Source organism: Kribbella sp. NPDC020701, from assembly GCF_055562215.1.
This window is the reverse complement of the sequence record NZ_JBVHFT010000025.1, coordinates 59,329-75,070: the sequence shown is the minus strand read 5'-3', so window position 1 is coordinate 75,070 and position 15,742 is coordinate 59,329. Positions and strand designations below refer to the sequence as shown.

General features: G+C 69.3%; 12 protein-coding genes. 6 read left to right on the top strand and 6 right to left on the bottom strand.

All coding sequences use genetic code 11. The features are described from left to right. Positions 1–65: 65 nt before the first annotated feature. From ACZ3HV_RS39930 to ACZ3HV_RS39905, 6 genes are all read left to right on the top strand, one after another. Positions 66–1,127 (top strand): LuxR C-terminal-related transcriptional regulator, encoded by a 1,062-nt coding sequence (locus ACZ3HV_RS39930; RefSeq protein ID WP_465692555.1) that lies wholly within the window; start codon positions 66–68, stop codon positions 1,125–1,127. A 56-nt stretch (positions 1,128–1,183) separates the two neighbouring features. After that, the gene (locus ACZ3HV_RS39925; protein ID WP_465692553.1) at positions 1,184–2,644 is read left to right on the top strand and encodes a cytochrome ubiquinol oxidase subunit I; all 1,461 of its coding nucleotides are present in this window, start codon (positions 1,184–1,186) and stop codon (positions 2,642–2,644) included. Then, entirely contained in the window at positions 2,641–3,681 is a 1,041-nt protein-coding gene (locus ACZ3HV_RS39920; protein ID WP_465692551.1) for a cytochrome d ubiquinol oxidase subunit II, read from the top strand. The genes ACZ3HV_RS39925 and ACZ3HV_RS39920 overlap by 4 nt, the downstream gene beginning before the upstream one ends. A 62-nt stretch (positions 3,682–3,743) precedes the next feature. Continuing rightward, a complete protein-coding gene (locus ACZ3HV_RS39915) occupies positions 3,744–5,603 on the top strand; it encodes a glycoside hydrolase family 15 protein (protein WP_465692549.1) in 1,860 nt (619 codons plus the stop codon). After that, positions 5,600–6,934, top strand: a complete 1,335-nt coding sequence (locus ACZ3HV_RS39910; protein WP_465692548.1) for an NAD(P)/FAD-dependent oxidoreductase — start codon at positions 5,600–5,602, stop codon at positions 6,932–6,934. Before ACZ3HV_RS39915 ends, ACZ3HV_RS39910 begins: the two co-directional genes overlap by 4 nt. A 10-nt stretch (positions 6,935–6,944) precedes the next feature. Then, on the top strand, positions 6,945–8,498 hold the full coding sequence (locus ACZ3HV_RS39905) for a GMC oxidoreductase (RefSeq protein ID WP_465692546.1): 1,554 nt from the start codon (positions 6,945–6,947) through the stop codon (positions 8,496–8,498). A 3-nt stretch (positions 8,499–8,501) separates the two neighbouring features. Here ACZ3HV_RS39905 and ACZ3HV_RS39900 read toward each other — a convergent pair whose 3' ends face one another. From ACZ3HV_RS39900 to ACZ3HV_RS39875, 6 genes are all read right to left on the bottom strand, one after another. Continuing rightward, the gene (locus ACZ3HV_RS39900) at positions 8,502–10,616 is read right to left on the bottom strand and encodes a winged helix-turn-helix domain-containing protein (protein ID WP_465692544.1); all 2,115 of its coding nucleotides are present in this window, start codon (positions 10,614–10,616) and stop codon (positions 8,502–8,504) included. 192 nt (positions 10,617–10,808) lie between these two features. After that, entirely contained in the window at positions 10,809–12,218 is a 1,410-nt protein-coding gene (gene zwf, locus ACZ3HV_RS39895) for a glucose-6-phosphate dehydrogenase (protein ID WP_465692542.1), read from the bottom strand. A gap of 137 nt (positions 12,219–12,355) precedes the next feature. Then, on the bottom strand, positions 12,356–13,099 hold the full coding sequence (locus ACZ3HV_RS39890; protein WP_465692540.1) for a GntR family transcriptional regulator: 744 nt from the start codon (positions 13,097–13,099) through the stop codon (positions 12,356–12,358). Positions 13,100–13,293: 194 nt separating this feature from the next. After that, entirely contained in the window at positions 13,294–13,455 is a 162-nt protein-coding gene (locus tag ACZ3HV_RS39885; protein WP_465692538.1) for a hypothetical protein, read from the bottom strand. Between the two features lie 105 nt (positions 13,456–13,560). After that, entirely contained in the window at positions 13,561–14,712 is a 1,152-nt protein-coding gene (locus tag ACZ3HV_RS39880) for an NAD-dependent formate dehydrogenase (RefSeq protein ID WP_465692537.1), read from the bottom strand. Between the two features lie 45 nt (positions 14,713–14,757). Further along, positions 14,758–15,729 carry a LysR family transcriptional regulator gene (locus ACZ3HV_RS39875; protein ID WP_465692535.1) on the bottom strand — a complete coding sequence of 324 codons (972 nt, stop codon included), beginning with the start codon at positions 15,727–15,729 and terminating at the stop codon, positions 14,758–14,760. Positions 15,730–15,742: the final 13 nt, after the last annotated feature.

The following is a 15,742-nucleotide window of genomic DNA, read 5'->3' as shown; positions in this document are numbered from 1 at the left end:
GGACCGTTCGCACCGTCCGGCCTGGCCGGACGGTGCGAAGCAGGCTGTGCGGAGGGGGCCGGGGCATGAGAGTGGATACGCGGGCGGAGCGGGAGGAGCTGGCCGCGCACGGGACCGCAGTGCTGCCGGCACTGGTTCTCAGTGCGGAGGGTACGGCGTTCCTCCGCGGCGGCGACCTCGATGTCGCGTGTGCTGTGCTCGCCGACGCGGTCCGGTCGGCCGCTGCGGGTGACTGCGAGGATCTCCGGTTGCGATGCGTCGCCACGCTGGCACTCGCCGAAGCCTGCCGCGGACAGCTGTCCCGCGGACAAGGGCTTGCGGACACGGCCATGCGATTCGCCGAGATGTCCTCCGACGCGGCGGAGCGTCCCGCCGCAACACATCTGGCGCAGGCGTGGGTGGCCCTCGAACGTCAGGAGCTCTCCCGGGCCCAGCATTCCCTCGACCGCGCTCGCCGGCTCCGTGAGACGCAGGACGACAGCCTGCTGAGCTCGGTGTTCGCGCTGTTGCGCGTACGGCTGATGCGGGACCGGGGCGACCGGGTCGGTGCCCGGTGTGCGCTGAGGAACTCGGTACCGCCGGACAGCTGGTTGGGCGGGTACGTCGAGGCCGAGGCGGCGGGAGTCGGTCTGGACCAGGCCAGGCCGCACGACGTGACCCACCGCCGGCCGATGACCGCATCGCAGGGGGTGCAGGATCTCCTGGACCTCGCGTGGGCCGAATGGCTCGAGGGGAATTCCGCCGGTGGGAGGTCCGGGATCGCCAAGGCGCTGTTGCTCGCTCGCGGCGAGCGGATCCGCCGCCCGTTCACGCACACCCCCGCGCGGCTCCGGGCGATCATTCGCGACGATCCGGTGCTGCGCTCGCTGGCCGGCTGGCTGCGCCCGGAGCAGACAGCGGCCGCAGGCCGGGCGGACGACCCGGCACCGATCGTCGAGGACCTGTCGGAGCGGGAGCTCGACGTACTTCGATTGCTCGCGAAGCTGCGCACCACGACCGAGATCGCCGCCGAGCTGTTCATCTCGGCCAACACCGTGAAGACGCACGTACGGAACATCTTGCGGAAACTCTCGGTGACGAGCCGCAACGGGGCCGTTCGCCGGGCGTGGGACCTCAACCTGGTCTGAGGAATCACTCTCGTCGGATGATGCCCGGTGCGGCCCGGACCGGAAAGAGTCGAATCATGGGGGAGACCGTCACCGCTCTGGCCGTCGCGGCCGTGAACCCGGTCCCGTGGGCACGGGCGCAGATGGCGTTCACGCTCGCCTTCCACATCATCCTGGTGCCGCTCGGGGTGTCGTGGGCGTTCATGACGCTGATCGCCAACTACCGCGGGATCAAGCGTGCCGACCACGACGCGCTGGTGCTGGCGCAACGGTGGTCGAAGTACATGGCCGTCACGTTCGCCGTCGGTGCGGTGACCGGGACCGTGCTGAGCTTCGAGTTCGGCCTGCTCTGGCCGCGGTTCATGGGCATCTACGGCGAAGCGTTCGGCATCCCGTTCGCGTTCGAGGGGCTGTTCTTCTTCACCGAGGCGATCTTCGTCGCGATCTATCTCTTCGGCTGGCGCCGGCTGAAACCGTGGACACACTTCTGGACCGGCGTACCGATCGTGATCGCCGGTATCTTCGGCTCGATCTCGGTGGTCGCGGCGAACGCGTGGATGAACGCGCCGGCCGGCTTCACGATGAACGCGAACGGAGAGATCACCGAGGTCGACCCGCTCGAGGTGATCTTCAACGACGCGATGCCGTTGCAGGCCGCGCACATGGTGATCGCGGCGTACCTGGTCGGCGGGTTCCTGGTCGCGTCGGTCTACGCGACCGCGATGCTGCGCGGCCGGAACGACCGGTACCACCGGATCGGGTTCACCATCGCGTTCACGGTCGCCGCGATCATGACGCCGATCCAGATGGGGGTCGGCGATTCGCTGGCCCGGTGGGTGTACAACAACCAGCCGGAGAAGTTCGCCGCGATCGAGCTGGTGCCGACGACGGGTTCCGACGTACCCGAGACCTTGCTGGGCAAGCTGAACGCGAACGGAACAGTCTCCGGTGGGATCCCGATCCCGGGACTGGCGTCCTGGCTGTCCGATCCGGGCACCGGCAAGGCGACCGTCGTCCAAGGCCTGGACAGCGTCCCGGTCGGGGACCGGCCGACCGTCTCGGAGACGAACATCGTCCACTTGGCGTGGGACGTCATGGTCGGGCTCGGGTCCGCTCTGTTCCTCCTGTCGGTCTGGTACGGCGTGACGTGGCTCTTCCGCCGGCGGATGCCCCGGAGCAAGTGGTTCCTTCGTGCCGCGGCCTGCTCCGGCGTGCTCGCGGTGATCACGATGGAGGCGGGCTGGATCGTCACCGAGGTCGGCCGGCAACCGTGGATCGTCTACAACCAGATGAAGGTCGAGGAGGCGGCCACCGCCAACACCGGCGTCTGGATCACGTTCATCGCCGTCTTCGTGCTCTACGCCGCGCTCGGCGTCACGACGATCCTGGTGCTGCGGGGAATGAGCCGGCGTTTCCGCCGGGCGGGCGGTTTCGTCGACAGCGACACGCCGTACGGCCCCGCGCCGGAGGCTGCCGTGGAGGAGGGCCGGGAGCCGGTCGGGACGGAGGCCGAGGCGGTCGAGGAGCGGGCACCGTGAGTACGACGATCGCAGTCGTGCTGATGCTCGCCCTGGCGGCGTACGCCGTGTTCGGTGGAGCGGACTTCGGCGCCGGGTTCTGGGACCTGACCGCGGGCGGACCCGAGCGCGGCGCGGAACCGCGCGCGGTGATCGAGCGGTCGATCGGTCCGGTGTGGGAGGCGAACCACGTCTGGCTGATCTTCATCTTCGTCGTCACCTGGACCGCCTTCCCGGCGGCGTACGAGTCGATCATGCTGACGTTGTTCGTCCCGCTCACCCTGGCCGCGCTCGGGATCGTCCTGCGCGGTGCGAGTTTCGCCTTCCGTAAGGCGGTCGTGACGCTGCGGTTCCGGCGGGTCTTCGGCGGGGCGTTCGCGTTGTCGTCGGTGCTCGTGCCGTTCTGCATGGGTGCGATCGCGGGTGGCATCGCGTCGGGGCACGTGCCGTCGGGTGGCAAGGCCGGCGACCCGGTGGACAGTTGGCTGAACCCGACGTCGGTGGTGACCGGCGTGCTGGCCGTCGTGGTGGCGGCGTACCTGGCGGCGGTGTTCCTCGTGTGGGACGCGAGACATTTCCTTCAGTTCTCGATGGCCGAGTACTTCCGCCGCCGGGCCGTGGTGAGCGCCGTCGCCGCGGCGGTGGTCGCCGCGGTCGGCCTGTTCGTCCTGAACGCCGAGGCACCACACGTCTTCGACGGCCTGACGTCGAGCGCGCTTCCGACCGCGATCCTCAGTGTGGTCTGCGGATTCGGCGCCCTCGTGCTGCTGCTGCGGTACGCCGCTCGCGGCGCGCGGGTGCTCGCCGTCCTGGCGGTCGCCTTGATCATCGTCAGCTGGGGTATCGCTCAGTGGCCGTACATCGTGCCGGAGAGCTTGACCGTGTCGGCGGCCGCCGCACCCGAGGGCACGTTGGTGACGTTGCTCGTGGCGGTCGGGCTGGCACTGGTGATCGTGGTGCCCGGTTTCGTCCTGCTCTACGTGCTCGAGCAGCGTGCACTGCTCCCCGAGGAGGGGACCGAGGACGCCGCCGACCGCACAATCATCACTGGCGGGTGATTGCCGTTCTGACCGACCGGCCGATGGTGGAGGTAGGCCCGCGACTGTTAAGGAGCCTCGCCATGACCTCGACCTCACCGTTCCCGCCGATCGCCGACTACGCGTTCCTGTCGAACTGCCACACCGGCGCGCTGGTCGCCCCGGACGGTTCGGTCGACTGGCTGTGTGTGCCCGCGTTCGACGCGCCGAGCGCGTTCGGCAACCTGCTGGATCGCGGTGCCGGGTCGTTCCGGTTCGGGCCGTACGGGATCAACCAGCCGACCGCCCGGACGTACGTGCCGGGCACCAACGTCATGACGACCACCTGGCACACCCCGGCCGGCTGGCTGCTCGTCCACGACGCGCTGACGATGGGTCCGTCGAACGGTCCCGACACCGTCACTCCGCACACCCGCCCGCCGGCCGACGACGACGCCGACCACCTGCTGATCCGGACCATCGAGTGCCTCGAGGGCTCGGTCGAGGTCGAACTCGTCTGTGAGCCCGCCTTCGACTACGGCCGGGTCCCGGCCGAGTGGACGATGGTCGGCGAGGACATGCACGCCGCGGACGCGACCGGCGCCGGCCAGACCTTCCGGCTGAGCACGGACATGCTGATCGGGATCGAGGGCGGCTCCGCCCGGGCCCGGCACGTCGTCTCCAAGGGAGAGAAGGCGTACTGCGTGCTCTCGTGGGCCGACGGACTGGCGTCACCGGCGGACCTGGCCGACGCGGAGGCACGCATCGCGGCGACGATCAGGTTCTGGCGCAACTGGCTGGCCAGGGCCCGGATCCCCGACCACCGGTACCGCCATCCGCTGGAACGCTCGGCGCTGACCATCAAGGGTCTGACGTACATGCCGACCGGAGCGACGATCGCCGCGCTCACCACCTCGCTGCCGGAGACACCGGGTGGCGAACGTAACTGGGACTACCGCTACACCTGGATGCGGGACAGCACGTTCACTCTGCAGGCGCTGCATTACCTGAACCTGGACTGGGAAGCCAACGAGTTCATGCAGTTCGTCGCCGACTTGGAGCCGAACTCGGACGGCGCCCTGCAGATCATGTACGGCATCGACGGCCGGCGCGACCTGGCCGAGTCGACCCGCGACGACCTCACCGGCTACGAGGGCGCCAGCCCGGTGCGGATCGGCAACGGCGCCTACAACCAACGGCAGAACGATGTGTTCGGTGCGGTTCTTGACTCGGTGCTGCTGCACACCGTCCGGAGCAAGCGGCTGCCGCGCCGGCTCTGGCCGCTGGTCGAGTCGCAGGCCCAGTGCGCGATCGCGTCCTGGCGCGATCCTGACCAGGGCATCTGGGAGGCTCGCGGCAAGCCCCAGCACTACGTCTCCTCGAAGCTGATGGGCTGGGTGGCCCTGGACCGTGCGGCCAGGCTGGCCCGGATCCGCAACGAGGAAGACCACGCCGAGCTGTGGGCGAAGACGGCCGACGAGATCCGCGACGACATCCTCGAGCACGGGGTGAGCGACCGCGGCGTCCTGCGGCAGCACTACGAGACCGACGCGCTGGACGCATCGACCCTGCTGGCTCCGCTCTTCGGCTTCCTGCCGGCCTCCGACGAGCGGATGCGGGCGACCGTCGAGGCGATCGACAAGGAGCTGACCGAGAACGGGTTCGTGCTGCGCTACAAGACCGACGAGACCGACGACGGTCTGTCCGGCAAGGAGGGCACGTTCCTGATCTGCTCGTTCTGGCTGGTCTCGGCGCTCGCGATGATCGGTGAGACCGACCGGGCCCGGAGCCAGTTGGAGCGGCTGCTGCGGATCGAGTCGAAGCTCGGCCTGTACGCCGAGGAGTTCGAGGTGGACAAGGCCCGGCACCTGGGCAACTTCCCGCAGGCGTTCTCGCACCTGGCCCTGATCGGGGCGGCCGGACGGATCATCCTGGCCGACTTCCGGGAGGAGCTGGCGCTGTGACCGGACAGAAGGACGACGGCCCGCACGTCGTCGTCCTCGGCGGCGGGCTGGCCGGGGTCGCGTGCGCACACGGACTCGGGGACGAAGGGGTCCGGGTCACGCTGGTCGACCGCAACGACTACCACCAGTTCCAGCCGTTGCTCTACCAGGTCGCCACGTCGCAGCTGCCGGCCGAGGACATCGCCCGGCCGCACCGGACCATCTTCCGCGACTACCCGACGGTCGAGATCCGCACCGCCGATGTCGCCGGGATCGACGCCGGGAACCTCGCTCTGACTTTGTCCGGCGGCGATCGGATCACGGGCTCGCACCTGGTCATCGCGGCCGGCGCGCGACCGGAGTTCTTCGGGGTTCCGGGCGCGGCCGAGCACGCGTTCCCGCTGTATTCCGTCGCCGACGCGGAGCGACTGCGGCGGCACCTGCACGCCACGATCCGCGCCACGGAGCCGGACGAGGGCGCGCTCGATGTCGTCGTGGTCGGAGGCGGTCCGACCGGGGTAGAGATCGCCGGAGCGCTGACCGAACTCATGGCCGCACTGGTGGCCACGGAACGGATCTCGAAGCCGGGGACGATCACCGTCGTCGACCGCGGCGGCACCCTGCTCGCAGCGTTCTCCCGCAAGTCGCACAAGTACGCGCACAAGCGGCTCACCGAACACGGCGCCGATCCGCGACTGGGGACGGGAGTGGCCGCTGTGCACGCGGACCGGGTCGAGTTCGACGACGGGTCGTCGATTCGGACCCGGACGGTCATCTGGGGCGGCGGCGAGTCGGCCGCTTCGGTGGTGGGGAGTGCGACGGGGCTGACCACGGGTCGTGGCGGGCGGATCGACGTACAGCCTGATCTCACCGTGGACGGTCATCCGCACGTCTACGCGATCGGCGATGTCGCGAACATCCCCGCGAAGGACGGCACGATCCTGCCGCAGCTCGGCTCGGTCGCGCAGCAGTCCGGCGCGTGGGCCGCCGAGAACATCCTGCGTGAGCTGCATGGGGACAAGGCCACACCGTTCCACTACAAGGACAAAGGCATCATGGCGATGATCGGCCGGAACGCGGCGGTCGCCGAGGTCGGCCGGCACCGGCACCAGATGGAGGGCCCGCTCGCCTTCGCAGCCTGGCTCGGCGTGCACGCGATGCTGCTGAGTGGTGCGCACAGCAAGGCCGACGCGTTCATGTCCTGGGCCTGGGACTACTTCGACCGCGACCACGCGGCGACCGTCGAATGGTCCACCACGCCGCAGCGGATCGCCTGGGGTGACGACTCCGCCGACGTTCCGCACATCATCGTCGACCGAGGCGACTCGACCACGTCGGCCGGCGGCAACTGAGGAGACAGCCATGGCCGACCAGTACGACGTCATCATCGTCGGATCGGGAGCAGGTGGCGGCACGCTCGCCCACCGGCTCGCGCCGTCCGGGCGGCGGATCCTGATCCTGGAGCGGGGTGACTGGCTCCCGCGCGAGGCCGAGAACTGGGACGCCGAGGCCGTGTTCGTCGACAACCGTTACGTCTCGCCGGACCAGTGGTACGACCGCGACGGCAAACCGTTCCAGCCGCAGGTGCACTACTTCGTCGGTGGCGCGACCAAGTTCTACGGCGCCGCGCTGTACCGGCTGCGCGAGCGCGACTTCGCCGAACTCAAGCACCACGGCGGAATCTCGCCGGCCTGGCCGATCGCGTACGACGTGATGGAGCCCTACTACACCCAGGCCGAACAGCTCTACCAGGTCCACGGTGCCCGGGGTGAGGACCCGACGGACCCGCCCGCGTCGGCGCCGTACCCGTATCCACCGGTCTCGCACGAGCCGCGGATCCAGACGCTGTTCGACGACATGGCCGCGGTCGGCCTGCACCCCTTCCACGCGCCGTGCGGGGTGATGCTCGACGAGAGCCGGCCCGCGTTCAGCGCGTGCATCCGGTGCGCGACCTGCGACGGGTTCCCGTGCCTGGTCCACGCGAAGGCGGACGCGGACGTCATCGCCGTCCGGCCCGCGATCGAGCACGACAACGTGACGCTGCTGCGGAACACGCTCGTACGGCGCCTCGAGACCGACGCCACCGGCCGGACCGTGACCGCGGTCGTCGCCGAGGTGGACGGTGCGGAGCAGCGGTTCGCCGGCGACATCGTCGTACTCTCGGCCGGTGCGGTGAACTCGGCCAAGATCCTGCTCGCGAGTGCCAACGACCGGCATCCGCGGGGGCTTGCGAACGGGTCCGACCAGGTCGGGCGCAACTTCATCTTCCACAACAGCCGGGCCTTCCTGGCGATCTCGACCGAGAAGAACGACACCCGGTTCCAGAAGACGCTCGGGATGAACGACTACTACTTCGGCGACGCCGACTTCGACTACCCGATGGGCAACCTGCAGATGGTGGGCAAGTCGTCGGCGCCGATGTACCGCGGTGAGAAGCCGGTCGAGACCTTACTGGCGCCGACGTTCGCGCTGCGCGACGTCGCCGAGCACGCCGTCGACTTCTGGCTGTCGGCCGAGGACCTGCCGGATCCGGACAACCGGGTGACGCTCGACCGCGACGGGAACGTGGTGCTGGCGCACACGCCGAACAACGGTGAGCCGATGGAGCAGTTGTACAAGCGGGTCAAGAAGAACCTGGGCAAGCTGGGCATGCACCCGCACCACCTGATCCCGCGCAGCATCTACATGAAGAACGACATCCCGGTTGCGGGCTGCGCACACCAGGCCGGCACCGTCCGGTTCGGGCACGATGCGGCGACCTCGGTGCTGGACAGCGACTGCAAGGCGCACGAGCTCGACAACCTCTACGTCGTCGACACCAGCTTCTTCCCGAGCATCGGCGCGGTGAACCCGGCGCTGACGGCGATGGCGAACGCGCTCCGGGTCGGTGACCACCTGCTGGAGCGCCTTGGTTAGACCTCAGCGTCGCATGCCGATCTCGGCCATGATCTCGACCGCCTCCCCACGCGAGGAGGCGCCGAGCTTGCGGTAGAGCGACTGCGCCTGCGACTTGACGGTGTGCCGCGAGACGTACAGCTGCGCGGCGATCTGCGGGAACGACAGGTGGGTCGGCAGCAGCCGGACCAGTCGCAGTTCGGCCGTCGTCAGCGAAGACATCCCGGCGGCCGCGGCCACCGTGATCTGGTCGACGCGGGTGCGCAGTTGCCCGACGGCCGCCGGCAGGGTGCCGAGGTCGGGCCGGCGGCGCAGGATGGTGTGGGCCTGTTCGAGGACCGCATGCGCGCCGGCCGGGTCGACGAGGGCCATGTACGTCCGGGCGAGTTCGAGCAGGGTCTGGACCGACACGCTCGGCAGGGCGTAGGTCAGCAGCGGTCGTAGCTCGGCGGCACGGCGGACGAACTGGCGCGACTCGCGCATCTCACCGCGGCTGGCGGCAGCGTGCGCGGCGACCGCGTAGACCAGGGCACTGGTCCAGTAGGCCTCGAGGTGCCCGGTGTGGACGAGCTCGACGGCGCGCTTGATCATCGCGTCGGCAGCGGCTCGCTCGCCCCGCTCGGCCGCGATCAGGGACTGCTCGGCCAGGACCAGGGCCGCGAGCGGAGTGATGCCGAAGCCGGTCGCCACGTCGTACGCGTGGTTGAACCCGGCGTCGGCGCGCTCGAGGTCGCCCTCGAGCAACCAGGACATCGCCTCCGCCTGCAGCATCGTCGCGCGGAACGGGCTGGCCGGACTGAGCCCGTCGAGGGCCAGGGCGCTGTCCGTACGCATCGCCGCGGGCCCCTGCCGGCAGAGGTTGGCCCGCAGGTACGCCAGGGTCGCCGCGACGGTGGTGCCGTCCGGCAACGTACCGCCGACCGGGAGACTCTCGGCGACACCGACCCAGCGCTCAGCCTCGCGCGCCCTGCCGAGCAGCGCGAAGATCAACGCGCCGTGCGCCGCGATCGCGGCGTGTTGCGGTACTCGCGGGCGGCCGTCGAGGAGCTCCATCCAGCCGCGCACGGTGCCGACCCGGCCGCCGGCCCAGACCGGTTGCATGAGTTCGAGGACGAGCCGCGCGACCCGCTCGGTGTCACCGGCCGCGTCGGCGTGATCGACGGCGGCTTCGGCCATCCCGTGTGCCTCGTACCAGTCGGCGGCGCGGGCATGGAGCTCGCTGCCGAGGTCGGGATCGCCGCGCCGGAGCTCGGCCTGCAGGAACTCGCGCAGCAGATGGTGATACCGGTACCACTCACCGTGCCGGTCGAGCGGGACGACCAGCAGGTTGTGGCGTTCGAGATCCTCGAGCATCCGGGCCGACTGGTTCCCGCCGACGACGGCGTCGCACAGCGGCCCGCTCATCCGGTCGAGAATCGACGTACGGACGAGGAAGTCCGCCTGGGCGGGGGAGAGCCGCGCCAGCAGCTCGGACCGCAGGTAGTCGTCGACCAGGCGGTCGTCGCCGCTGAAGCTGAAGCCGGTCGCCGGCGAGCCGGACTGGATCGCCAGTGCGGCCAGATACAGACCGGCCGGCCAGCCCTCGGTACGCCGTACCAGCTCGTCGACCTCAGCGGGGGACACCTCGGCGTCGGCCAAGCGCAGGAGTGCGGCCGCTTCGGCGTGATCCATCGCCAGGTCGTCGACGCCGATCTCGACGATCCGGCGGCCGACCCGCAACCGGGACACCGGCAGCGGCACGGCATCCCGCGACGCGACGGCGAGCCGCCAGCCGGCCGGTACCCGGAACGCGAACTCGGCGATCGACGTCGAGCAGTCGGGGCTGGTGATCTCCTCGACATGGTCGAGCACGACCAGCACCGGCAAGCGCAAGGCGCTGATCGACCCGACCAGCCGGGGTACGGCGTCGACGCCGGCACCGGATGCGGCCAGCACAGTGCGCGCGTCCCCGCCGATCGGCTCGATCTGGTCGAGGGCGTCGAGGATGCCCGTCCACAAGGCGACCGGGTCGTTGTCGGAGCGTTCGCACGACACCCAGGCCACTCGCGACCCGAACCGCTCGATCCATTGGGCCAGCACGGTCGTCTTGCCGTAGCCGGGTGGCGCCACCACGGTGACCACCGGCTCGTGCGATTCCATCAAACGATCGACAACTGCGGTCCGCGGAACCAGGCGCTCACGCCCACCACGGACTCCTGACCCCACGCTGCGGCCCCCAGGGGTCACTGTCGGTGGTGCAACGGGAACGGAGGCTGCGCCCGAACCAGTGTCCGGCCCCTCCACACGCCTGACGATACGCCAGGTCGGTGAACGCGCCAGGCGTTCTGGACGTCAGCTCGGGATCCAGGGCTTGCGCCAACCGCCGTACCCGGCCGGTACTTCGGCGGCCGCGGCCGGCCCCCAGGTCCCGGGCTGGTAGGTGTGGATCGGCGTCGGTGCGTCGAGCAACGGTTGCATCACCCGCCACTGTTCCTCGACGGCGTCCTGGCGTGTGAACCGGGTGCTCTGCCCGGTCATCGCCGCGTGCAGCAGCACCTCGTACGGCGTGGGGCCCTCGCCGCCCTCGGCCGCGAACTCCATGTCCAGCTCGATCGGCGCGATCCGGCTGGTGTCCGTGCGGTGCGCGTCCACCCGGATCCGGACCCCGGTCGACGGGTCGAGCTTGATCACCAGCTGGTTCGGCTCGGCGATGTGCCCGCGGGGTCCGAAGCCAAGCCGCGGCGGCCGTTTGAAGACCAGCCGGAGCTCGGTCTGGGTGACCGGCAGCCGTTTCCCGGTGCGGATGAAGAACGGCACACCGGCCCAGCGCCAGTTCTCGATGTCGAGCCGGAGCGCGGCGTACGTCGCGGTGGTGGAACCCTTCGCGACCCCGTCGATGGCGAGGTAGCCGTCGTACTGGCCGCGGACGTAGTGGGCCGGATCGGCCTCCTCGATCGCGCGGAACAAGGCGACCTGCGAGTCCTTCAGCGTGGCCGGATCGCCGCGCGACGGTGGTTCCATCGCGGCCGCTGCGACCACCTGCATCAGGTGGTTGACGACCACGTCGCGCAGCGCGCCGACCGGGTCGTAGAAGTGGCCACGGTCCTCGACGCCGAAGCTCTCCGCCATGGTGATCAGGACACAGTCCAGGAAGTTGCGGCTCCACAGCGGCTCGAGGATCGCGTTCGCGAACCGCAGGTACAGGATCTCCTCCAGCCCCATCTTCCCGAGGTAGTGGTCGATCCGGTACAGCTGCGACTCGTCCAGGTACTGGTGCAGTTGGTCGGCCAGGTCGTGAGCCGACTGCTGGTCGTGGCCGAACGGCTTCTCGACCACGACCCGGGCTCCGGTTGTCAGCCCGGCCTCGGACAGGCCCTGCACTACCCGGCCGAACAGGAAGGGCGGGATCTCGAGATAGAACACCGGCGTCTTGGCACCCTTGATCACCTGGCCGACACGCTCGTAGACGGACGCGTCGGTGAAGTCGCCACCGACGTACGAGAGCCGGTCCGCGAACCGGTCGAAGACGGTCTTGTCGATGGTGACGCCGGTGCCCTCGATCGACGTCCTGGCCCGGTCGACCAGTTGCTCGAGGGTCCAGTCGTCGGCCGCCACCCCGACGATCGGGCAGTCGAGCAGACCGCGCGCCTCGAGTTGGTAGAGCGAGCGGAACGTCATCACCTTGGCCAGATCACCGGTGATCCCGAAGATCACCAGCACGTCCGCGGCCGGCGCCTGCGAACCCGTCGGCGTCAAAGTCATGCCGGCCTCCTTCGATGCCGGGAGATCAACCTGCGGTCACAGGTCATCCTCATCCGCCGGCCGGCCGAGCGGCATCACCCCGACCGGGTGATTCAACGGCTGTCGTGAAGGTGGCGTGGAGTGTGGCGTCGGGTGGGTCAGTTCACCGTACGGCGACGCCTCCGGGGAGCGGCCTCGTCGGGCGTTTGGATCGGCTCGGACGCCGCCTGGAGGTCGTGGTAGGCCTTACGGGTGTGCTCGGTGTGTTCGCGCATGATCTGGGCCGACTTGTCCTCGTCGCCCTCGCTGATCGCCTTCACCAGGCGGTTGTGCTCGCGCCAGGAGGCGGCACCACGGACCGGTGCGACGGGGGTGTAGTACCAGCGGACCCGGCGATCCACCTGGGCCGCGAAGTCGACCAGGAACCGGTTGCCGGACATCTGCGTGATCAGGCTGTGCAGCTCGCCGTTCGTCCGGACCGTGCTGTCGATGTCACCGGCCTCCTGGTACGCCGTGCCGAGCTTGCACAGCTCCCGGAGCTTCGCCACGTCGTCCTTGGTCGCGTGGCGGGCCGCGAGCCGCGCGGACTCCGACTCCAGCGCCGCGCGAGCCGCGAGCAACTGGTCGACCTCGTCCTCCGCGGGCACGTGCACCATCGCGCCGAACCCCGGCCGCAGGTCCACCCAGCCCTCGTTGTTCAGCCGCTGCAAGGCTTCGCGCACCGGCTGCCGGGAGACCCCCAGGAGACCGGCCAGCTCGACCTCCACGAGGTGCCGGCCACGCTCGAGCGTGCCGTCGATGATCATCTCGGTCAGGGCCTCGTAGACGGACTCGCGCAACGGCGTCGGCCGCTTGACGTGCCGCACCCCCGCCGGTTCCGCTCCCGCACTGATGGTCGTCATGAGGTCCCTCCCGGACTAAGCCTGGCACTTGGTAGACAGTCTACCAAGTGCCAGGCTGTGCTTTTGGCCGCGCCTTCGGCACGGCGTGGTCATGGGGCCTTGGCTCCCGGCCTTCCCTCGTCGCTCGGGTCGCTGCGCTCCCTGCGCTCCTCAGTCCAGGCCGGGAGGCCCCATGACCGGACATAGGCAGTCGATCAGGCTGCGGACTCGTCGGCGCGCTGCTTCTCGTTCTCGCCGGTGAGCCGGGCGAGCTCGGCATCCAGGTCTACGGGGTGGTTGAGCTCGTGCTGCAGCTCCGGGGCATCCGGGAACTGCGGGCGAGCCGCCAGAGCGCCGAACCTACGTGTGAAGATCATTTCAACCCTTCCTTGAATTCTGGCTTCTGTATACATTCAACCAGCTGTACTGACCGGTTATGCCCGCGTCTCACGTGATCCCGATTACGTACGACGTGATCCCGCTTACACGCGGGTCGAGTAGCTATGCGCGCCGGCCCCGGCCAGGCGGCCGCCGTCGACGATCAAGTACTCGTCGCGGATCGGCGTACCTGCCAGCCACGACTCCAGGATCTCCCGCGTGCCGGCGGCGTACCGGGTCTGGGCGGACAGCGACGAGCCGGAGATGTGCGGCGTCATGCCGTGGTGCGGCATGCTGCGCCACGGATGGTCGGCCGGTGCGGGCTGTGGGTACCAGACGTCGCCCGCGTACCCGGCCAGCTGGCCGCCGCGCAGGGCCCGGTCGATGGCGTCCCGGTCGGCGATCTTCGCCCGCGCAGTGTTGATCAGATAGGTCCCGCGCTTCATCGTGCCGAGCAGCGTGTCCCCGAACAGTCCCTCGGTCTCCGGGTGCAGCGGCGCGTTGATCGTGACCACGTCGCAGTGCGGGACCATGTCGGCCGCGCTCGGGTGGAAGGTGAGGTTCAGTTCGCGCTCGACCGACTCGGGCAGCCGATGCCGATCGGTGTAGTGCAGGTTCACGTCGAACGGCGCGAGCCGCCGCAGTACGGCCGTCCCGATCCGGCCGGCCGCGACCGTGCCGACGTGCATCCCCTCGAGGTCGTACGAGCGAGCCACGCAGTCGGCGATGTTCCAGCCGCCGTCGAGCACCACCTGGTGCGACGGGAGGTAGTTGCGGACCAGGCCGAGGATCATCATCACCACGTGCTCGGCGACGCTGATGCTGTTGGAGTAGGTGACCTCGGCAACGGTCATGCCGTGCTTGATCGCCGCATCCAGGTCGACGTGGTCGGAGCCGATGCCGGCCGTGATCGCGAGCTTGAGGTTCGGCGCCTTCGCGATCCGCTCGGCCGTCAGGTACGCCGGCCAGAACGGTTGCGAGATCACCACATCGGCATCGGGCAGCTCGCGGTCGAGGACGGACTCTTTGTCGGAGGTGACGACAAGCGTGTGTCCCTGGCTCTCGAGAAAGCTTCGCAGTCCGAGTTCACCGGACACGCTTCCGAGCAGGGCGCCCGGAACGAAGTCGATCGCCTTCGGAGTCGGCGTGGTCTGACCGCCCGGGTAGTGGTCGACGGTGGGGATGTCGTCGCGTGCGTACGACGTCGGGTAGCCGTCGGCCGGGTCGTCGTACAGGACACAGAGGATCTTCGCCATAGTGTGGAATCTCCTTGTAGTGAAGGGACTTCCACACTCGTTGCGTCACTGTCCGACAGTCAAAGACTTGCTCGCTATGTCGAGATAGCCAGAACCCATCAGATGTACGTCGAGCAATTGGTCGAGCGCGGTGTGGACACCGGCTTGCCGGGCGACGTCGAGCAACGCGCGCGCCAGTACCGGCTCTGGACTGCGAGCCGCGATGACCAGGCCGACCCGTGGTCCGTGGGCGGGACTCTTCAGCGGTACGACGCGCATGCCGTCGGGCACTCCGAACATGTGCAGCCAGGCATGCGAGATCACGGTCGACCAATGGTTGCCGTGCAGGTGGCTGTAGAGGCCGGAGACCGTGTCGCTCTCGATCGCCGGCGTAGCGGTGACGCCGTCGTCGGTGAAGTAGCCGTTCATGATCCGCCGGTTGCGCATGTCGGGGGAGAGCAAGCAGAGCGGCAGCGCGGCGACCTGAGCCCACGTTGCCACCGGCAACCCCGCCAGCTCGGAGTGCTTCGGGGTGAGCAGCAGGTACCGCTCCTCGTACAGCGGGGTCTTCCGGACCTGGCCGAGCGTGTCGTCGTCGAGGTACGTCATCGCGACGTCGAGATCGAACTCGGCGAGCTTCTGGGTGATGTCCCGCGACGACAGCGACTCGAGGGTGACCCGCGCATGGGTGTGCCGTTCGCAGAACGGGGTGGTGAGCAGCGAGACGACGGGCATCGCGGTCGGGATCGCGCCGAGCCGGAGCGTGCCGGTCAGACCGCCGCGCAACATCGAGAGTTCATGCCGGAGCGCGTCCTGCTCGGCCAGGATCCGCTGTGCCCAGAGCAGTACCCGTTCGCCCTCGGGGGTGAGTCCTTCGAACCGGCGGCCGCGGCGGACGATCGGTACGTCGAGCTCCTGCTCGAGCTTGCGGATCGCGGCGGACAGCGACGGCTGGGACACGTAGCAGGCGTCCGCGGCCCGGGCGAAGTGCTTCTCGCGGGCGAGGGCGACGAGGTACTCCAGCTGGCGGAGCAGCATCAGCGACCTCGGG